The organism is Nocardioides anomalus (assembly GCF_011046535.1).
Lineage (GTDB): Bacteria > Actinomycetota > Actinomycetes > Propionibacteriales > Nocardioidaceae > Nocardioides > Nocardioides anomalus.
In genome coordinates this window covers 4787961-4807007 of sequence record NZ_CP049257.1, presented here as the reverse complement: position 1 = coordinate 4807007, position 19047 = coordinate 4787961, and the positions used below count along the sequence as shown (strand labels likewise).

Sequence of the window (19047 nt, the reverse complement as noted above, 5' to 3'; positions counted from 1 at the left end):
CGCCCCGGCCGGGGTCACTCGTGCGGGTGGGACAGGGATCAGCCGCCGAGCTGCTCGGTGATCTTCTCGTCGGCGGCGGTGGCCAGCTCCTGGACGTCGCCGCCCTTGGCGATGTCGACGAACAGGTCCTCCAGGACCCGTGAGCCCTCGACCTCGGCCCAGCCCGGCGCGGCCGGGGTGAGCTTGGCGTCGGACGCGGCGGCGATGGTCGCCTCGGCGTACTCGTCGGAGCCGAGCTCGCCGGACAGCGAGCTCTTGGCCGGCGTCAGACCGGCCTCGGCCATCATCTTCTGGTAGTCGTCGCTGAGCATCAGCCCGACGACGTCCTTGGCCAGGTCCTGGTTCTGCGACTTGGCCGAGATGGCGATGTCGGAGCCGCCGAGCAGCACCGGGGCCGGCGAGCCGTCGGAGCCCGGGAGGGCGAAGACGCCGAGGTTCGCCACCATGTCCGGGCAGCCGGTCTCGGGGTCCTCGATGAGGCCCTTGACCCAGCCGGGAGCGGACAGCATGCCGACCTCGCCGGCGCAGAACGGCGTCTGCGGGTTCTCCTCGTTGCCGTCCTTGGGTGCGCCCGAGGCCTCGGTCATCAGCTTCTGCACGGTCTCAAGGCCGGCCACCGACTCGGGCGAGGAGAGCGCGCCCTGCCAGGAGCCGTCCTGCTCGGTGGCCAAGTCCCCGCCGGCGTCCCAGACGAACGCGACGCCGTTGCGCCAGTCCTGGCCGGGGAACCAGAAGCCGGAGAAGTTGGCCGGCTGCGGGTTGGCCTTCTTGAGGTCGATGGCGGCCTGGACGAATTCGTCCATGGTCGTGGGCACCTCGATGCCCGCCTGCTCCATCAGGTCCTTGCGGTAGAAGATGTACTTCGAGCCGGCGTAGTAGGGCACAGCCATGGCCTTGCCGTCGACCGAGGCGTTGTCCACGAAGCCCTGCAGCAGGTCGTCGCCGCCCCAGTCGGCCAGGTCGTCGCTGACGTCGGCGAAGGCGCCGGCGGCGGTGAACGTCGGGGCCTGGGTGTTGCCGACCTCGACCACGTCGGGGGTCTCGGAGTCGCTGGAGAGCGACGTGGTCAGCTTCTCGACCAGCCCCTCCCACTCCTGCTGCTCGATGGTCAGCGTGGAGCCGGGGTGCTGGTCCTCGAAGGTCTTCTTCAGCCAGTCGCGGGCCGCGTCCGGGGTGTCGGTGCCGTTGAGCCACACCCGGATGTCGGCCTTGTCGGGACCGCCGTCGCCCGAGGCGGCGTCCGCGTCGTCGTCCCCGCCGCAGGCGGTCAGACCGAGCCCGAGGGCCAGCACGCCGGCCGTGGCCACCGCGCCCGTCCGGAACACGTTTCGCTTGTTGGTGCGCACCCTGATTCCTCTCGTCAGGACTTTCACTTCACTGGTGGTGCCGGCGGGTCTGGTGCATGTCAGGACACCCCCAGCTGACCGGCCAGGACGAGGACCGCGGCACCCACGAGCACCACGTCTTCGCCCAGCGCGGACGTGCGGACCACGAGCTCCTCGCCGGAGACCGGCATGGCGCGCTCGCGGATCGTGCGGTCGACGGCCTCCAGGAGGGGGCCGTCGAGCAGCTCGAGCGGGCCGCTGAGGACCAGCTCGTGCAGGTTGAGGGTCCCGACCACGGGGGCCAGGACGACGCCGACCTGGACGCCGACCGCGGTGAGCCCGGCCGGTCCCTCGGCGTCCAGCCGCTCGCGCAGGTGCGGGGCGGCCAGCACGGTCTCCAGGCAGCCGCGGCGGCCACAGGCGCAGGCGGCGCCGTCGGGGTCGACGACCACGTGGCCGACCTCGCCGGCCGCCGAGCGGTGACCGTGCAGCAGCGCGCCCTCGAGCACCAGGCCCGCGCCCACGCCGGTGCCGACCCGGATGAGCATGAGCCCGCCGTCGCCGGCGTCGCCGAAGGTGTGCTCGCCCAGGACGGCGGTGTTGGCGTCGTTGGCCACGAAGACCGGGAGCCCGAACTCGTGGCGGAGAGCCTCCGCGAGCCCGGTGCCGTGCCAGCCCAGGTTGGGTGCGTCCACGACGACCCCGGCGGCGTCGACCACGCCCGGCGTGCCGACGCCGATGCCCAGGACCGGCTGGGTCGCCAGGCCGACCAGCTCCCGGACCAGGTCGTGGACCAGGTCCTGCGCGGTCTCGCCCCGGCGGCCCTCCAGGGGGCGGCCGCGCCGCTCCTGGACGTCGCCGGACAGGTTGAGCAGCGCCCCGGAGACCAGGCCGTCGGCGGAGAGGTCCACCGCCACGACCTGGCGCGACCCCTCGGCCAGCGAGACCAGCACCGGCGGCTTGCCCACCCGGCCCTGGGCCGTCGCGACCGCCTCGGTGAGCAGCCCCTCGGCCAGCAGGTCGCCGACCACGTCGGAGACGCTCACCTTGGTCAGGCCGCTGGAGCGGGCCAGGTCGGCGCGGCTCGCGGGTCCGTAGCGGAAGAGCAGCTGGAGCAGCAGCGCCCGGTGGTGACGGCGGGTGTCCTCGGGCAGCAGCCGGCCGCTGGGCCGCAGCGCTCGCCGTACGGGGGTGCTCGTCACGTTGGTTAGGAAACCTCACTTACTAATTAACCGTCAAGAGTCTCCACCAACTTTCCGCGCGATGTCGAGAACGCCGGGACGGCTCCGTCCCCGGGGCATGACACCGCACCAGATCGCCGAGGTCCTCGACCGTCCCCACAGCCGCGCGCTGCTGGCCCGCGACATCACCCGCCTGTCCTACGTGGCCGCCGACGGCACGCCGCGCTGCGTGCCGATCGCCTTCACCTGGAACGGGCGCGAGGTCGTGTGCTGCACCACCCGGAACGCGCCCAAGCTGGTCTCGCTGCGCCGCGACCCGGCCGTCGCTCTCACCGTCGACACCGAGGTGCACCCGCCCAAGATCCTGCTGCTGCGCGGTCGCGTGGAGCTCGACGACGTCGACGGCATCCCCGAGGAGTACCTGCAGATGAACGGCTCCTACGACATGAGCGAGGAGCAGCGGGTGGCCTGGGAGACCGAGGTCCGCTCGCTGTACGACGGCATGGTGCGCCTGGTCATCACCCCGACCTGGGCCAAGCTGATCGACTTCGAGACCACCCTGCCCAGCGCCGTCGAGGAGCTGGTCCGCCAGCGCGCCGAGCGCCAGCCCGCCTGAGAGGATCCGCCAGATGAAGTACCTGCTGCTCAAGCACTACCGCGGCGCGCCCACCGCGCCCAACGACGTACCCCTGGACCAGTGGACGGAGGAGGAGTTCGCGACCCACGTGCAGTACATGGCGGACCTCTCCGACCGGCTCCGCGCGTCAGGGGAGTTCGTGGAGGAGCACGCGCTGCTGCCGCGAGGCACCTTCGTGCGCTCCGACGGACCGGGGAAGCCGGCGGTGACCGACGGCCCGTTCGCGGAGACCAAGGACCTCATCGCCGGGTGGCTGATGATCGACGTGGACAGCGAGGAGCGGGCGCTGGAGGTGGCCGCCGAGCTCTCGGAGGCGCCCGGCCACGGCGGCCGGCCGATCCAGGAGTGGCTCGAGCTGCGCCCCGTGATGACCGGGTCGGAGCGCCCGGACTGGTGAGCGGGGCCTGGTGAACGAGCCGCTGCTGCGCGAGCTCGTGCCGGGCGTGATCGGCGTCCTCGTCCGGCGCGGGGCCGACTTCGCCTCGGCCGAGGACGCGGTCCAGGAGGCGCTGGTCCGCGCGCTGCACGTGTGGCCCGAGGACCCGCCGCGCGACCCGAAGGCGTGGCTGGTCACCGCCGCGTGGCGGCGGTTCGTCGACGCGACCCGGTCGGAGTCCGCGCGCCGCGACCGCGAGCTGGCCGTCGAGCTCGAGCCCGGGGCGGGGCCGGTGGCGGGCGCGGACGACTCGCTGTGGCTCTACTTCCACTGCGCCCACCCGGCCCTGTCGCCGGCCTCGGCCGCCGCGCTCACCCTGCGGGCGGTGGCCGGGCTGACCACCCGCCAGGTCGCGGCGGCGTACCTGGTCCCGGAGGCGACGATGGCCCAGCGGATCAGCCGGGCCAAGCGCACCGTGGCCGGGCGCTCGCTCGACGAGCCCGGCGACCTGGCCACCGTGCTGCGGGTGCTCTACCTGGTCTTCAACGAGGGGTACGGCGGGGAGGTCGACCTCGCCGCCGAGGCGATCCGGCTCACCCGGCAGCTGGCCGCGGCGGTCGACGACCCGGAGGTGGCCGGGCTGCTCGCGCTGATGCTGCTGCACCACGCCCGCCGCGCCTCGCGCCGCGGGCCGGACGGCCGGATCGTGCCGCTGGCCGAGCAGGACCGGTCCACCTGGGACACCGCGCTCGTGGCCGAGGGCGTCGCGATCCTGCAGGCCGCGCTGGCTCGGGACCGGCTCGGGGAGTACCAGGCCCAGGCCGCGATCGCGGCGCTGCACTGCGACGCGGCGAGCGCCGAGGAGACCGACTGGCCCCAGGTCGTGGAGTGGTACGACGAGCTGCTGGCGCTCACCGACAGCCCGGTGGTCCGGCTGAACCGGGCCGTCGCGGTCGGCGAGGCGTCCGGTCCCGACGCCGGGCTGGCCGCCCTGGCCCAGGTCGACGCCTCGCTGCCGCGGCACGCGGCGGCGCACGCCTACCTGCTCGAGCGCTCCGGCGACCTGGCCGCGGCCGCGGACCGCTACGCCGAGGCGGCGCGACTCGCGCCCAGCACCGCGGAGCGCGACCACCTGACCCGGCAGGCCGCCCGGGTGCGCCAGTCGCTCAGGGGGTGAGCGCCGGGTCGGACGGCAGCGCCAGCGTCAGCACGGCGTCCTCGATGGTCTGGTTCTGCTCGACGTCGGACTCGACCTGGCGCAGCCGCACGGCCAGGTCGGGCTCGCGGTCGTCGCCGGTGAGGTCGACGGCCGCGACGACGAAGAGCCGCTGGGGGCCGACGAACTCCAGGTGCAGGTAGGTGATCCGCTCGATGTCGGGGTGCGCGAGCATCCGGGTCAGGACCTGGCGCCGCAGGTCCTCGGAGTCACCCTCGCCGAGCAGGTAGTCCATGTTGCGGCGCATCAGGAAGATCGCCACCCCCGCCAGCAGCAGCCCGACCGCGATCGAGCCCAGCGCGTCGAACTCGTGCCGCCCGGTGAGCTGGTGCAGCCCGATGCCGCCCCCGGCCAGCAGCAGCCCGACCAGCGCCGCGGAGTCCTCGAAGAACACCGCGCGCAGCGTCGGGTCCGAGGTGCGCGTGACGTAGCGGAGCGGGTGCAGCCCGAACCGGCTGGCCTTGCCGTGCACCTGCCGCGAGGCCTGCAGGAACGACGCCCCCTCGAAGAGGAAGGCCAGGCCGAGCACCACGTAGTTGACGGTGTACGACGTCTCGCCCTCGCCGCCGCCCATCAGCTCGGTCACGCCGTGCCAGACCGAGACCACCGCGCCGGCCGAGAACAGCCCGAAGGCGGCCACCAGCGACCAGATGTACGTCGCGCGCCCGTAGCCGCGCGGGTGGTCGGCGTCGCGCGGGCGGCTGCCTCGCCGCTCGGCCACCAGCAGGAAGACCTCGTTGCCGGTGTCGGACCAGGAGTGCGCCGCCTCGGCCACCATCGCGGCCGAGCCCGTGATCACCGCCGCGACCGTCTTGGCCACCGCCAGCGCCCCGTTGGCGACCAGCGCGACGATGACCGTGATCAGCGAGGAGCCGTCCTCGAGTCCGGAGTCCTGCGCGTCCTCGGCGCTCTGGGTGTCGGCCACGTGGTGAGGTACCCGCTCACCGGCGGCTCCGTACCGTGGTGAGGTGCTCCTGCCCCGGGTCCTCGCGACCGCCCTGCTCCTGGCGCTGGCCGGCTGCTCGTCGTCCGACTCCTCGACCGACTCCTCCGGCGACGCCGGCGCCGACCCGACCTCGGCCTCCGCGACCGCGTTGGCCTCGGCGTCCGCCTCGACGTCGGCACCGGCCACGGCGGGCGCCGTCGGGACCTACGTCGCGCTCGGCGACTCCTACACGGCCGCGCCCGGCGTACCCGACACCGACCTGACCACGGGCTGCGCGCGCTCGGACCACAACTACCCGGCCCTGCTCGCCGCCGCCACCGGCGCCGAGCTCGTCGACGTCAGCTGCTCGGGGGCCAGCACGCTGTCGCTGATCGGGGTGCAGCAGAACGGCGGCGTCACGCTCCCGGCCCAGTTCGACGCGCTCTCCGAGGACACCGCGCTGGTGACGCTGGGCATCGGCGGCAACGACCTCGGCCTGTTCCAGACCATGGTCGGGACCTGCGCGCAGCTCGGCGCCGGCGACGCCGCCGGGTCGCCGTGCCAGGACCGGTTCGCGCCCGAGGGCGGCCCGGACCAGCTGGTCAAGCGGGCGCAGAAGATCGGCGACCGGGTCGGTGCGGCGGTGGCCGGCGTGCACGACCGGGCCCCGCAGGCACAGGTGCTGCTGGTCGGCTACCCGCAGCCGGTCCCCGAGAGCGGCACCTGCCCGATCCTGCCGCTGGCGGCGGGCGACTACGCCTACGTGCGCTCGGTGACCGAGGCGCTCAACGCCGCGCTCGAGAAGGCCGCGCAGGACAACGACGCGACCTACGTCGACGTGGCCGCGGCCAGCGCCGGGCACGACATCTGCGCGGGCGACCAGGCCTGGGTCAACGGCAGCCAGACCGACCTCACCCGGGCCATCGCCTTCCACCCGTTCGCCGAGGAGCAGCAGGCGGTCGCCGGGCTGATCGAGCAGCAGCTACAGGGCTGAGTGCACGACCCGGCCGGCCACCACGGTCAGGGCGACCTCGGTGTGCCGCAGGGCGTGACCGGTCGCCGCGCTGTCCTCGTGCCCGGCCAGCGGGTCGGCGTCGAGGAGGACCAGGTCGCCGGGTGAGCCGACACCGACCGTGGGCTGGCCGTCGACGGAGGCGGCCAGGGCCTCGGCCGGGGTGAGCGCCTGCTCGTCGTGCCAGGGGTCGCGGTCGTCGGCCGAGCGGTGCACGGCGGCGGCGATGGCCAGCCAGGGGTCGAGCGCCGAGACCGGGGCGTCCGAGCCGAGGGCCAGCTCGACGCCGTCGTCGAGCATCCAGCGGAACGCGAAGCTGCGCTCGGCGCGGCCCGGCCAGACCGCCTCGGTGAGGTCGCGGTCGTCGAGCAGGTGCGCGGGCTGGACGCTGGCGCGGACGCCGAGCCGGGCCATCCGCCGGACGTCCTCGCGACCGACGAGCTGGGCGTGCTCGATCGAGCCGGCCGCACCGGTGGCGGCGTACGCCGCGAGCGCCTCGGCCACCGCGGCGTCGCCGATCGCGTGCGTGGCCACCTCGAGGCCACCGGCGTGCGCGCGGGCCAGCAGGCCGCGCAGCTCCTCGCCGGAGAGGTTGGCCTGGCCGGCGGGGTACTCGAGCCGGTGCGCGTCGGCGTACGGCTCGCAGCACCACGCCGTGCGCGTGTTGAGCGAGCCGTCGCTGATGATCTTGAGCGGCCCCATGGTGGCCCGCTCGTCGCAGCCGGGCAGGGTGTCCCCGGTCCGCAGCCCGGCCTCGAGGGTCTCCTCCAGCGTGTCGGCGTAGGTCGCCCAGCGCACGCGCAGCAGGTCGCAGCCCTCGCCCCAGCGCTCGGCCCAGTCGGCCCGGCTGCCGCCGAACTCGAAGTCGACCAGCCCGACCACGCCGCGCGCCGCGGCCGCCTCCAGGGTGCGGCGGAACGCCTCCGGCGACGTCCCGTCGTTCCCGACCAGGCCGGCCAGGCGCGGGTAGACCGCGAACCACTCGGTCTCGCGCACCACCGAGTCGCGCACCGGCAGGGCCAGGTGGAGCAGCGCCGGGGTGTTGAGCCAGGCGTGGTGCCCGTCGCCGGCGATCAGCACGACCGGTACGTCGGTGGTGACGGCGTCGAGCTCGGAGACCGTGACGTCGCGGGTCCAGGTGCCAGGACGGTGGCCCCACCCGATGACCGGCACCCCGGGCAGGGTGAGCAGCCGCTCGCGCAGCAGCGCCAGCACGTCCTCCGGCGACCGCGCCGGCGCCAGGTCGAGCCGCTGCGAGGCCAGGGTCCACTGGCCGAGGTGCACGTGCTGGTCCCACAGCCCGGGCGCCAGCCAGCGGCCGTCCGCGGCGATCTCCTCGACGCCCGGCCGCGGGTCGAGTCGGCCGACCACCGCGGTGACCCGCCCGTCCTCGACCAGCACGTCGACCGGCTCCCGCGGCGCTGACGCGGTCGGTCCGATCGGCACGAGCCGCGCCGCGCGGATCATCAGCGTGGTCACCGGCGTCACGCTAGGTCACCCACCCGGGCCACGGCGCAATGACCCGGACGGGCCGTGGCAGGGACCCGCCGCCGGGGGTTCAGTGGGGACGGTGACGACCGATCCCGCAGGCCCCGCCGACACCCGCATGATGGGGATCGTCCACGGCGCCTTGCGGCGCGACCTCGAGCGGGCCCGACTCGTCCTGGAGGCGGGCGACGTCCCCGACACGCGCCGGGCGGCCCTGGCCGAGCACCTGGTCTGGGCGATGGACTTCCTGCACCACCACCACCAGGGCGAGGACACGGGCCTGTACCCGATGATCCGCCGCAAGGACCCGAGCCTGGCGCCGGTGCTGGACGCGATGGACGAGGAGCACCACGCGATCACGCCGGCGATGGACGAGGTGACGGCCGCCGCGCGGGCCTGGGCCGACGACCCCGGCCGGCAGGAGCGGGTCGCGGCGGCGGTGGCCGCGCTGCGCACGGTGCTCGACCCCCACCTGCGCCACGAAGAGGTGGAGATGATGCCGCTGGTCGAGCGCACCCTCACCCACCACGAGCACGAGGACTGGGAGCAGACGTACAACGTCAAGCCCAAGAAGACCACCCAGCTGGCCTTCGAGGGCCACTGGATCGTCGACAACGCGAACCCCGAGGACCGCAGCACGGTCCTCCACCTCGTCCCGCCGGTGCCGCGGTTCCTGCTGGTGAACCTCATGGGCCGCCCCTACGCCCAGCGTCGCGAGGCGCTGTGGGCCGGCACGCCCGCCGCCGACGTACCGCTCCTGACGCTGGCCGAGCTGGAGCGGAGGGGCTAGACCCGCTCCCGCAGCCCGGCGGCCAGCCCGGCCACCGTCGCCCAGTCGACCAGCCCGCCGGCGTGCTCGGCCAGCCAGCGGCGCCGCACGCCGCCGAGCCGCAGCCGCAGGTGCAGCCGGCTCCCGGCGCCCTCCGGGGTCAGGAGCAGGCACCACGACAGGTGCACGTGCCCCCGGGTCGAGGTGTGCACCAGGTGGTGGCCGGGCACCAGCTCGGCCACGGTGAACGTCTCGTCGCGGCCACCCCAGTCGGGGATGACGTCGCCCACGGCGAGCGAGAGGTGCGCCGGCTCGAGGTGCCGCAACCCGCGCCGGCTCGGCGGGACGAGGCGCTCGAACCAGTGCGGGAGGTACCACCCGGCCCGGCGCTTGCCGAGCTGCACGAGCCAGGGCCAGACCTCGTCGGGCGGGGCGGGCAGCGAGAACGCGCGGTCCATCACCACGTCGGCGGACGCGACGAGCTCGTCGCCGGGCAGGGTGGCCGCGCGCTCCGCTGCGCTCGGACGGGTCACGCGGCGCAGGCTACGGGCTCCTCGTCGTCGGCGTGCGCAGCCATCGGCTGGGGCCGCAGCAGGGTCCCGCCGACGACGGCCGCGAGGGCGGCGAAGACCGCGCCCACCGCGAAGGCCACCTGGAGCCCGCCGTGCAGGGCCTGGACCGGGTCCGACCCGGAGGCGGTCAGCGCCGCGGTGCGGGAGTCGGAGACCGCGACCAGCACGGCCAGGCCGAGGGCGCCGCCCATCATGAACGAGGTGTTGACCACGCCGGAGGCGAGACCGGCCTCGTGCGGCTCGACGTCGCCCATGGCCGCCAGCAGCACGGGGTTGAAGGCGATGCCCGCGCCGACGCCCAGCAGCAGCATCGAGGGCAGCACGTGGACCACGAAGGTGCCGTCGACCGGCGCGGTGGCGAAGAGGGCCAGCGACACCGCGGCCAGGCCGAGCCCGACGGTGAGCGGGGGGCGGATGCCGTAGGTCATGACCAGCCGGTCGGACAGCTTCAGCGAGCAGACCATCATCACCAGGCTGGTCGGGACGAACGCGAGGCCGACCTCGAGGGCCGAGTAGCCGAGGACCTGCTGGAGGTACAGCGCGGCCAGGAAGAACCAAGCGAACATCGCCGCAGCCCACAGCACGCCGACGACCTGCGAGACCGAGACGTTGCGCAGCGCGAACAGCCGCAGCGGCACCAGCGGCGCCGAGGTGCGGCTCTCGCGGACCACGAAGGCCACCAGCAGCGCGACCGCGCTGAGGAGCAGCCCGAGGGTGCGGCCCGACGTCCAGCCGGCCTCGTTGCCGCCGACCACGCCGTACACCGCGAGCATCAGCGCCGCGGTCACCAGCACCGCCCCGGGCACGTCCAGCCGGGTCGAGCCGGGCACCACGTCGTCGCCGGGCAGCACGGCCCGCGCGGCCACCACGACGGCCAGGCCGACGGGGACGTTCACCAGGAAGATCCAGTGCCACGACAGCAGCCCGGTCAGCACGCCGCCGAGCAGGACGCCCACGGCGCCGCCGCCGGACATCACGAACCCGAAGACGCCCATGGCCTTGGCCCGTTCCCCCGGCTCGGTGAACAGGCCCATGATCAGCGCCAGCGCGACCGCGGAGACCGACGCCCCGGCCAGGCCCTGCACGGCCCGCCCGACGACCAGGAACTCCGAGGTCGGGGCCAGCCCGCAGACCGCCGAGGCCACCGTGAACGACACCACGCCGCCCAGGAACACCCGCCGGTTGCCCAGCAGGTCGCCCAGGCGCCCGGACAGCAGCAGGAAGCCGCCGAAGGTCAGCAGGTAGGCGTTCACCACCCAGGCCAGCGACGCCTGCGAGAAGCCGAGGTCGGTGCGGATCGACGGCAGCGCGACGTTCACGATGCTCTGGTCGAGCACGATCATCAAGTCGCCCAGGCACAGCACGTAGAGGGCGAGCCAGCGGCTCTTGGTGGTCATCGGCTTCTCCTAGCGGTGGAGGGGTCTTCACCCTCTCCACGAACGGGGCGCGGTGAATTCGACAGACCCGCGCAACTTCCCGGACTCATCGCGCGTCCCAGCAGGCGTGCCCGGGGTCGGTAGGTTCACGCCCATGTGGTGGCGTGCGCTCGGGGTGGCCGTCGTGCTGCTCGCGGTGGGCGTCGCGGGCGGGTACGCCGTCGGCCAGCGCGCCGAGCCCGAGCGCCGCTCGGCCGCCGATCCCGCACCCCTGCCGGCCTCGCCGCTGCCGACGCCGGAGCAGTTCGAGGTGCTCCCGGACCCGGACGACCCGGCCCTGGAGCCCGGGCTGCCCGGCGAGGTGCGGGACCTGCGGCTGACCAAGCGGGGCGCCGGCGTCTCCATCCAGGCCCCGGTCGGCTGGACCGAGAACAAGCAGCCCAACAGCGACACCTGGACCTACATCGCGACCAACGTCAGCAACACCTACTCCCTGCGTGTCAACGTGCTCATCGGCCAGCACCAGTCGCCCGAGGTGGCCAAGACCGCCCGGGTGACGGCCCTGGAGTCCAGCGAGGCCGACGAGAACCTGCAGGACCTGCAGTTCACCGCCGAGACGGCCGACAGCCTGGAGGCGACCTACATCTTCGAGGGCCACCGGAAGGTGACCGCCGAGCGCTTCGTCGGCGACGACAACAACATCGCCATCGCGGACATCGCCGTGACGGGCCGGGTGGTCGACACGGAGGGCATCCGCGACCTGCTGGCCAAGGTGGCCGACTCGGTCACCTACCTCGAGCCGGTCCCCGAGGGCGAGAAGCCCTAGAGGCCTCGCGTCCGCACGCTGTCGAGCACGTCGTTGACCGTGCCCCGGTCCCTGGCCCGGACCTGGACCCAGAGCAGGGTGTTGGCGGTGACCAGCACGGTGCGCTCGGCGACGACCGTGCCGCCCGGGCAGTCGGAGTAGACCGCGGTCAGCGAGTCCTCGCCGTCACGGCTGTCCTGGATCGTGCGGCCGGCGCTGCCGCACTCGGGGTGGGCCGGCAGCTCCTCGGGCAGCTTGGTGCTGGCCAGCAGCCCGGCGAAGACGCCCTCGCCGTCCTCGCTCGAGGCCCAGTCCGACGTCGTGCCCGCCGAGACGGCGGACAGGCGCGGGCCGTCCTCGCCGTTGGGCGGCAGCCACCCGTCGGTGGCCTCCCTGTCCCAGGCCTCCGGCACGGTCACCGCGAGCGTGTCGTCGGTGACGGTGTGGTCCGTGGGGGCGACCGAGCGCTGCACGGCGTACCCGGCCCCGCCGCCGACCGCAAGGGCGACCACGCCGACCAGCGCCAGCACCGCTACCCGGCGGCCGCGGCGCCGGGGCGGCGGTGCGGCCGCACCCTCGGTGGGCCGCACCGTGGGCCGCACGGTCGGCCGCGGCCCCGGCTGGGTCAGCTCGGGGTCGCGGTGCAGCAGCGTGGCGGAGCCGTCGTCGGGCGCGTCGACGGCCGCGACCAGCGCGTCGACGAAGGCCGTGACGGTCCCGAAGCGGTCCTCGCGGTCGCGCGCGAGCCCGCGGCGCAGCACGGCGTCCACGTCCGGCGCGAACGGCCGCTCGGGTGTCGAGGCCGGCGCGACCTCGAGCGGGTGCATGGCGTCGGCCAGGGTGCCGTGGCGGAACGGCGGGCGGCCGGTGAGGAGGAGGTAGGCGAGGGCGGCGAGGGAGTACTGGTCGGCGCGGGCGTCGGGGGCCTCGGCGGCGGCCTGCTCCGGGGCGACGTACGTCGGGGTGCCGGCCACCATGGTCAGGCGCGAGGACATGTCCAGGGCCTTGCCCAGGCCGAGGTCGCCGACCATGGCGCGGACCGCCTCGCCGTCGGGGGTGTCGACGGTGCGGAACAGGACGTTGGCCGGCTTGACGTCGCGGTGCAGGATGCCGCGGTCGTGCAGGGCCTGGAGGCCGGCGCCGACCTGGCGGACCACCTCGACAGCCTGGACGGGCGTCAGCCCGTCGACCTCGAGCCGGTCGGCGAGGGTGCCCTGGTCGGCGTACGACATGACCAGGTACGGCCGGCCGTCGTCGAGCTCGCCGGCGTCGTACACGCTGACCACGTGGGGGGACTCCACCTTGCGCAGGTAGCGCCCCTCCTCGAGGAACCGCTGCCGGACCTGGTGGTCCTCGGTCCAGTTGTCCGCGAGCACCTTGACCGCGACCGGGGAGTCCAGCTGCTCGTCGTAGGCCAGCCACACCGTCGCGAACCCGCCGGACCCGATCCGGCGGCGCACGGCGTAGCGGCCGAGGTGGGCGGGCATGGACACCCGGGCATTGTGGCCTGTCGGGGCCTCGTCGCGACGATCCGGCACGTCAGGAGTCGGCGAGCTGGGACCGGTCCGGGCTCGTCGGGCTGAGCAGCCAGTCCTCGAAGAACCGCCGGTCCACGCCGGTCTCCTGCACCCACCAGTCGAGGAACTCGTCGCGGTCGGCGTTGGTCATCGGGTCCCGAGACGGCCAGTCGCGCACGACCTGCCAGAACCTCTCGTCGCCGATCCGCTTGCGCAGCTCGTCGTACATGACCGCCGGTCCGTAGTAGACGTTGGACTCGCCGAACTCGCCCTTCTCGTACGCCGCCGGCGGCCCGGACTGCGCGCGCAGCTCCCGCTCGTCGGCGGCGAAGCCGTCCATCACGCTCTCGAGGTCGACCCCGGCGTCGTCGGCCTGCCAGGTCCACTGGAGGTACATGGCCATGCCCTCGTTCATCCAGACGTCCCTCCAGTCGTCGGGCGTGACCTCGTCGCCGTACCACTGGTGCGCCATCTCGTGGACCAGCACCTCCGGCGACGTGGCGTAGTCGGTGAGGCCCAGCGTGATCATGGTCTGGGTCTCCATGCCGCTCTGGGAGTCGACGAGCAGGAAGCCGAGCGAGTCGAACGGGTAAGGCCCGAGGCGCGCCTCCAGCCAGTCGAGCCCGGCGGCCGCCACGTGCAGCCGGTCGGCGAGCCCCGGCCGGTCGCTGGGCACCCAGTAGGAGATCTCCACGCCGCTGCTCGAGGTGTTGGTGGTCCGCGTGTAGGCGCCGGTCGCCACCGTGACGAGGTACGACGCCGCGGGGCTGCTCAGGTGCCACTGCGTGGTGGTGAGGCCGCCGTCGTCGCTCTGGTCGACCAGCTCGCCGTTGGCCACGCCGACCCACGGCGAGGGGACGGTGACGCTGATGTCGTAGAGGGCCTTGTCGGACGGCTGGTCGTTGACGGGGTACCACGTGAACGCGCCGTAGGGCTCCTGCATGGTCCACGTCTCGCCGCTCGGCGTGATGGTCCAGCCGCTGGTGCTGAAGTCGCTGCGGGTCGTGGGCGCCGGGGTCGGCTCGGGGGTGCCGGCGTACTGGACGCCGAGGACGTAGCGCTCGTCCTCGGTCACGGGCGCGGTCACCACCAGGTGGTCGCCGTCGTGGGTGAACGGCACGTCGGCGCCGTCCAGCGTCACACCGTCGACCTCGAGCGGCGCGCCGAGGTCGAGCTGGAGGTGGTCGCCGGTCGCGGTCGAGCGCAGCTCGACGGTCGCGCGGCCCTCGAGGGTGCGGGTGTCCGGCGTCCAGGCCAGGTCGAGGTCATAGTGCAGCGCGTCCACGCTCGGGTCGCCGACGTCGGGGTAGTAGGAGTCTTCGGCCGGCTCGCTCAGCGCGACGTCGAGGGCCGGGTCGTCGGGGTCGGTGGCCGGGTCGTCCTCGGCCGGGAGCGAGGCGGTGCCGGACGGGGTCGCGCTCGCCGACGGGTCGGCGGTGCTGGTCGCCGCCGCGGTGTCGCGCCGCGCGTCCGCCGTACCGCTCGTGGCGTCGCAGGCCGCGAGGCCGGTGAGGCCGAGCGCCGCGGCCAGCAGGGCCGCGACGGGGGTAGTGCGCCTCACGCGGACCTCACGGGGATTCGGCCAGCATCGGTCGCACCAGCCGGCGGCCGTGGTGGATCTGCGCCTTGACCGTGCCGAGCGGCGCGTCGACGAGCCGCGCGATCTCCTCGTAGGGCAGCCCGTAGACGTCGCGCAGCAGCAGCGGCTCCACGAACTGCGGGTGCTCGCGCTCGAGGGTCTCCATGGCCTCGAGCAGGTCCAGCCGGGTCCCGGCGATGACGCTGGTCGTGCGCGGGTCGGGCCGCTGCATCGCCGGGGAGTCGGTCGGGTCGGCGGCGACGGCCTGGTTCTTCATCCGGCGGTACGTCGAGCGCGCGCTGTTGACCGCCACGACGTGCAGCCAGGTCGTGAACCGGCCGCGCTGGTTCCAGGTGCCGATCTTCTCGGCCACCTTGATGAGCGCCTCCTGGCAGGCGTCCTCGGCGTCGGGGGTGTAGGGCAGCACCCCGCGGCACACGTTGAGCGTGCGCGGGCGCACCGCCGCGAGCAGCTGCTCGAGCGCGTCGCGGTCCCCGTCCTGGGCGCGTCGAGCCAGGTCGTCGATCTCGTCCGGCGTGGCCGCCGTGTCTGTCATGTCCTCACCCTTCCCGGTGGGACCGAAGATAAGACAGGGCTGGTGACCCCGGCGCGCATCGCAACGCGATCGAGACCTTCTGCTCTGCGCTGAACCGCTGGTGTCGGGGTTGTGCCCCGCTCCGCGGCCGTGTGGGGTGAGCGCATGCGACTGCTGGTGCTCGGTGGCACGGTCTTCCTCTCCCGCGCGGTGACCGCGGCGGCCCTGGCGCGGGGCCACGACGTCACCTGCGCCGCCCGCGGCACCTCCGGCTCCGTCCCCGACGGCGCCCGCCTGGTGCCGGTGGACCGCGCCGCCGGGCTCCCCGACCTGGGCGGCGGGTTCGACGCGGTCGTGGACGTGGCGCGGCTGCCGTCGTGGGTGCGCGCCGCCGTCTCGGCGTACCCGGCCGCGCACTGGGTCTTCGTCTCCACCGTCAACGTCTACGCCGACGACGCGACCCCCGGCGGCACGCCCGACACGCTGCCGCTGGTCGACGCCCAGGAGGAGGACGCCGACCTCGCCGAGCACCCGGAGGCCTACGGTCCGATGAAGGTGGCCTGCGAGCGCGCGGTCCTCGAGGGCGCCGCCTCCGCGATGGTGGTGCGGCCGGGGCTGATCGTCGGCCCCGAGGACCCGACCGGCCGGTTCACCTACTGGCCGCGCCGGCTCGCCGCCGGCGGTGAGGTCCTGGCGCCGGGCGACCCCGAGGACGTCATGCAGGTCGTGGACGTGCGCGACCTGGCCGAGTGGATCGTCACCGCCTGCGAGCAGCGCACCACCGGCACCCACGACGGCGTCGGCGAGCCGCAGCCGATGCGCGAGCTGCTGGCCCGCTGCGCCCAGGGCGTCGACGCCGAGGTCTCGCTGACCTGGGTGCCCCAGGAGTTCCTGCAGGAGCAGGGCGTCGAGCCCTGGGCCGGGCCGGACTCCGTCCCGCTCTGGCTGCCGCGCCCGGAGTACGACGGCCTGCCCGCCCACGACGTGCGGCCTCCGCTCGCCGCCGGCCTCACCCTCCGCCCGCTCACCGACACCACCCGCGACACGGTGGCCTGGCTCGCGGCGGACCCGGACGCTCCGGTCACCGGGATCACCCCCGAGCGGGAGCGCGCCCTGCTGGACGCCTGGCGGGCGCGGGGCTGAGCCTCCACGCGGGATCACGCCGAGGTCACGCCGTGGCGAGGTCGAGCACCAGCGCGGCGAGCGCCGCGGCGACGTACGCCGCCACACCGGCGCGCACGACCACCAGGCGCCGGCGCTCGGGCCAGGAGGTCCGGGCCAGCAGCCAGGCCAGGGCGGGCAGGACGAGCACCGCGTGGAGGGTCACGCCGTGGAACTCCTTGAGGAAGCCGGTGACCGCGTAGGCGTGCGCCTCGCTGCCCGTCCGCATGGCCACCGTGCCGACGGCGATCATCGCGGCGCCGGCCAGCAGCCCGGCCACGAGCAGCGCGAAGCCGGCGCGCAGCGCCAGCCGCATGCTGGGCGCCGCGTCGGTGCGGCCGCGCACGGCGAGCACGGCGAAGGTGCCGAGGACCCCGATGAGCACGGCGCCGCCGAGGGCCAGGACGGTCGCGACTGCGGCGTCGGTCGGGGTCGAGCGGTTGAGGTGCGAGGGCACGCCGCGCCAGGCCTGGAGGCTCACCCCGGCCACCTCGACCACGCAGTCGGCCGCGAAGACGCCCAGCAGCCAGGTCCGGGTCCGCTCGCGCAGGCGCAGGTAGGACGTCACCCACACCACCGAGGCCAGCGTCACCCCGAACGACAGGCCGAACGTCGCAGGCTTGCGCCACGACACCGGCCCCGCCCACGGCCGGTCGTCCACGGCGAACACCACCAGGTGCACCAGCCCGCTCAGGACCAGCAGGGCGGCGACGGCCAGCAGCAGCCGGGCTCGCGCCTCACGCACCGCGTCTGACCCTCCGCGCGCCACCTCCGCACTCACTTGACGCGCCACACCAGCCGTGCCCTGGCCAGGTCCATACGCTTCTGCACCCGAATCATTCTAGAATGAAATCATTCCGTTCCGCAACGATGTTGCTGACCTGGGAGGATCGCTCCATGCCCCGTCCGACCGGTGTCGCCCTGCTGCTGTCGCAGGTCGGCGCGCACACCTCGGCCCGCTTCGCGCAGCGGGTGGCCGAGCTCGGCCTCACGCCGGAGCACGTCGCGGTGCTGCGCGTGGTGGGTCAGCACGCCGGGCTCAACCAGCAGGCCCTGGCCGCGCGCCTCGGCGCCGCACCGTCGCGCGTGGTGCGCCTGGTCGACGAGCTCGAGGAGGAGGGCCTGCTCGAGCGCCGGCAGAGCCCGCACGACCGCCGCCACCGCGAGCTGCACACGGTCGGCACCGCCGAGGGTCGGCTGATGAGCATCCTGAGCGCGGTCGGTGAGCACGAGCGGGAGATCACCCGCGCCCTCGACCCGGACGAGAAGCGCACGCTGTTCCACCTGCTCGACAAGATCGCCGCCGACCAGGGCCTCGACGGGGACGGCCACCCGGGGTCGGGCCGGTGAGGACCTGCGTGGTGAGCGGCGCGGCGTCCGGCATCGGCGCCGCCACCACCGCGCTGCTGCGCGAGCAGGGCCACCGGGTCGTGACCGTGGACCTCCGCGACGCGGACGTGGTCGCCGACCTGGCCACGCCCGAGGGCCGGGCCGCGGCGGTGGCCGGTGTCCGCGAGCGCGCCGACGTGGTGCACGGTGTCGTCCCGGCCGCCGGCATCGGCGGCTTCACCGGGACCGACCCGGCCCGGGTGGTGTCGGTGAACTTCTTCGGCGCCGTCGCGCTGGTCGAGGGCCTGCGCGAGCCGCTCGCCGCCGCGGGCGGCGCGGGCGTGGTGTTCCTGGCCTCCAACTCGATCACCGGCCAGCCGGGCTGGGCCGGCGACGTGGCGGCGGCCTGCCTGGCCGGCGACGAGGCCGCGGCCCGGCGCACCGCAGCCGCGCACGAGGCGGTGCAGGTCTACCCCGCGAGCAAGGCCGCGCTGGCCTGGTGGGCGCGACGCGAGGGCGTCCGGCCGGAGTGGCTCGGCGCCGGCGTCCGGCTCAACGCGGTCGCCCCCGGCAAGGTCGCGACCGCGATGACCGAGCAGCTGAGCGCCGACCCGGTCTTCGGACCGCTCTCCGAGGCCTACCCGAGCGCCCTGGGCCGCGACGGCCGCCCCGAGGAGGTCGCGGCGCCGATCGCCTTCCTGCTCTCCGACGCCGCCTCGCTGGTGGTCGGCTCGGTGCTCTACGTCGACGGCGGCACCGACGCGATCCTGCACCCGGTCGCCCCGGAGGGCTGGGACGTGGAGCTGCCCGCCCCGTGAGCCGCGAGACCGAGCAGCAGAACCGCCGCATGCTCCGCGCGCGCGACGCGATGGACCGCCGGTTCGCCGAGGCGCTCGACGTGCCGGCCCTGGCCCGGATCGCGCACGTCTCGCCGGCGCACTTCATCCGGACCTTCCGCGCGACGTTCGGCGAGACGCCCCACCGCTACCTGCAGCGGCGCCGGGTCGAGCGGGCCATGGCGCTGCTCGTCTCGACCGACCGCTCGGTCACCGACATCTGCATGGCCGTGGGGTTCACCAGCCTGGGGACCTTCAGCCGGACCTTCCGCGAGATCGTGGGCGAGTCGCCGAAGGCCTACCGCGGCGCCCACCCGCGGGTCGACCACGTCCCGACCCACTTCGCCATGGCCTGGACGAGACCGAGCAGTTTCGGAGAAGGACGCGGCCGGCGCTCCGAATAGCGTC

General features: G+C 74.4%; 20 protein-coding genes. 10 read left to right on the top strand and 10 right to left on the bottom strand.

Annotation, left to right across the window (positions count from 1 at the left end; translation table 11 throughout):
* Nucleotides 1-38: 38 nt before the first annotated feature.
* A complete protein-coding gene (locus tag G5V58_RS23925; RefSeq protein WP_165237920.1) occupies nucleotides 39-1325 on the bottom strand; it encodes an extracellular solute-binding protein in 1287 nt (428 codons plus the stop codon).
* An 80-nt stretch (nucleotides 1326-1405) separates the two neighbouring features.
* Complete coding sequence (locus G5V58_RS23920) at nucleotides 1406-2527, bottom strand: ROK family transcriptional regulator (RefSeq protein ID WP_165237918.1); 1122 nt, start codon at nucleotides 2525-2527, stop codon at nucleotides 1406-1408.
* Between the two features lie 97 nt (nucleotides 2528-2624).
* Here G5V58_RS23920 and G5V58_RS23915 point away from each other — a divergent pair, with 97 nt between their 5' ends.
* The 3 genes from G5V58_RS23915 to G5V58_RS23905 are packed head-to-tail and all read left to right on the top strand — an operon-like array spanning nucleotide 2625 to nucleotide 4696.
* A complete protein-coding gene (locus G5V58_RS23915; RefSeq protein ID WP_165237916.1) occupies nucleotides 2625-3122 on the top strand; it encodes a pyridoxamine 5'-phosphate oxidase family protein in 498 nt (165 codons plus the stop codon).
* Between the two features lie 13 nt (nucleotides 3123-3135).
* Nucleotides 3136-3540: a YciI family protein gene (locus G5V58_RS23910; protein WP_165237914.1), complete on the top strand. Its 405-nt coding sequence runs from the start codon at nucleotides 3136-3138 to the stop codon at nucleotides 3538-3540.
* 10 nt (nucleotides 3541-3550) lie between these two features.
* Complete coding sequence (locus tag G5V58_RS23905; protein WP_165237912.1) at nucleotides 3551-4696, top strand: RNA polymerase sigma factor; 1146 nt, start codon at nucleotides 3551-3553, stop codon at nucleotides 4694-4696.
* On the opposite strand, the gene G5V58_RS23900 is transcribed toward G5V58_RS23905, so the two are convergent.
* Complete coding sequence (locus G5V58_RS23900; protein WP_165237910.1) at nucleotides 4686-5660, bottom strand: cation diffusion facilitator family transporter; 975 nt, start codon at nucleotides 5658-5660, stop codon at nucleotides 4686-4688. The two genes, G5V58_RS23905 and G5V58_RS23900, sit on opposite strands and share 11 nt — an antisense overlap.
* Nucleotides 5661-5703: 43 nt before the next feature.
* Between G5V58_RS23900 and G5V58_RS23895 the strand changes: the two genes are divergently transcribed.
* Nucleotides 5704-6654, top strand: coding sequence for an SGNH/GDSL hydrolase family protein (locus tag G5V58_RS23895; RefSeq protein WP_230486916.1), 951 nt, complete (start codon nucleotides 5704-5706; stop codon nucleotides 6652-6654).
* Here the strand turns inward: G5V58_RS23895 and G5V58_RS23890 are convergent.
* Complete coding sequence (locus G5V58_RS23890) at nucleotides 6643-8151, bottom strand: amidohydrolase (protein WP_165237908.1); 1509 nt, start codon at nucleotides 8149-8151, stop codon at nucleotides 6643-6645. The genes G5V58_RS23895 and G5V58_RS23890 overlap by 12 nt on opposite strands.
* A gap of 91 nt (nucleotides 8152-8242) precedes the next feature.
* On the opposite strand from G5V58_RS23890, the gene G5V58_RS23885 reads away from it, so the two are divergent.
* On the top strand, nucleotides 8243-8950 hold the full coding sequence (locus G5V58_RS23885; protein ID WP_165237906.1) for a hemerythrin domain-containing protein: 708 nt from the start codon (nucleotides 8243-8245) through the stop codon (nucleotides 8948-8950).
* Here the strand turns inward: G5V58_RS23885 and G5V58_RS23880 are convergent.
* Both G5V58_RS23880 and G5V58_RS23875 read right to left on the bottom strand, forming a co-directional pair.
* The gene (locus G5V58_RS23880; RefSeq protein ID WP_230486915.1) at nucleotides 8947-9462 is read right to left on the bottom strand and encodes a hypothetical protein; all 516 of its coding nucleotides are present in this window, start codon (nucleotides 9460-9462) and stop codon (nucleotides 8947-8949) included. The two genes, G5V58_RS23885 and G5V58_RS23880, sit on opposite strands and share 4 nt — an antisense overlap.
* Nucleotides 9459-10898 carry a DHA2 family efflux MFS transporter permease subunit gene (locus G5V58_RS23875; RefSeq protein WP_165237904.1) on the bottom strand — a complete coding sequence of 480 codons (1440 nt, stop codon included), beginning with the start codon at nucleotides 10896-10898 and terminating at the stop codon, nucleotides 9459-9461. Before G5V58_RS23875 ends, G5V58_RS23880 begins: the two co-directional genes overlap by 4 nt.
* Before the next feature lie 133 nt (nucleotides 10899-11031).
* Between G5V58_RS23875 and G5V58_RS23870 the strand changes: the two genes are divergently transcribed.
* On the top strand, nucleotides 11032-11703 hold the full coding sequence (locus G5V58_RS23870; protein WP_165237902.1) for a hypothetical protein: 672 nt from the start codon (nucleotides 11032-11034) through the stop codon (nucleotides 11701-11703).
* Here the strand turns inward: G5V58_RS23870 and G5V58_RS23865 are convergent.
* From G5V58_RS23865 to G5V58_RS23855, 3 genes are read right to left on the bottom strand one after another with little or no spacing between them, the layout of a single operon-like run.
* Nucleotides 11700-13169 carry a serine/threonine-protein kinase gene (locus tag G5V58_RS23865; RefSeq protein WP_230487402.1) on the bottom strand — a complete coding sequence of 490 codons (1470 nt, stop codon included), beginning with the start codon at nucleotides 13167-13169 and terminating at the stop codon, nucleotides 11700-11702. The genes G5V58_RS23870 and G5V58_RS23865 overlap by 4 nt on opposite strands.
* 52 nt (nucleotides 13170-13221) lie before the next feature.
* Nucleotides 13222-14760: a M1 family metallopeptidase gene (locus G5V58_RS23860; RefSeq protein ID WP_165237898.1), complete on the bottom strand. Its 1539-nt coding sequence runs from the start codon at nucleotides 14758-14760 to the stop codon at nucleotides 13222-13224.
* 7 nt (nucleotides 14761-14767) lie between these two features.
* Nucleotides 14768-15334: an RNA polymerase sigma factor gene (locus tag G5V58_RS23855; protein WP_165237896.1), complete on the bottom strand. Its 567-nt coding sequence runs from the start codon at nucleotides 15332-15334 to the stop codon at nucleotides 14768-14770.
* A 144-nt stretch (nucleotides 15335-15478) separates the two neighbouring features.
* Between G5V58_RS23855 and G5V58_RS23850 the strand changes: the two genes are divergently transcribed.
* Nucleotides 15479-16456, top strand: a complete 978-nt coding sequence (locus G5V58_RS23850) for an NAD-dependent epimerase/dehydratase family protein (protein ID WP_165237894.1) — start codon at nucleotides 15479-15481, stop codon at nucleotides 16454-16456.
* 25 nt (nucleotides 16457-16481) lie between these two features.
* On the opposite strand, the gene G5V58_RS23845 is transcribed toward G5V58_RS23850, so the two are convergent.
* Nucleotides 16482-17219: a hypothetical protein gene (locus G5V58_RS23845; protein ID WP_230486914.1), complete on the bottom strand. Its 738-nt coding sequence runs from the start codon at nucleotides 17217-17219 to the stop codon at nucleotides 16482-16484.
* Nucleotides 17220-17371: 152 nt separating this feature from the next.
* Between G5V58_RS23845 and G5V58_RS23840 the strand changes: the two genes are divergently transcribed.
* From G5V58_RS23840 to G5V58_RS23830, 3 genes are read left to right on the top strand one after another with little or no spacing between them, the layout of a single operon-like run.
* Nucleotides 17372-17824, top strand: coding sequence for a MarR family winged helix-turn-helix transcriptional regulator (locus G5V58_RS23840; RefSeq protein ID WP_165237890.1), 453 nt, complete (start codon nucleotides 17372-17374; stop codon nucleotides 17822-17824).
* A gap of 11 nt (nucleotides 17825-17835) precedes the next feature.
* On the top strand, nucleotides 17836-18621 hold the full coding sequence (locus G5V58_RS23835; RefSeq protein ID WP_230486913.1) for an SDR family oxidoreductase: 786 nt from the start codon (nucleotides 17836-17838) through the stop codon (nucleotides 18619-18621).
* Nucleotides 18618-19043: a helix-turn-helix domain-containing protein gene (locus G5V58_RS23830; protein ID WP_196240535.1), complete on the top strand. Its 426-nt coding sequence runs from the start codon at nucleotides 18618-18620 to the stop codon at nucleotides 19041-19043. Before G5V58_RS23835 ends, G5V58_RS23830 begins: the two co-directional genes overlap by 4 nt.
* Nucleotides 19044-19047 lie beyond the last annotated feature (4 nt).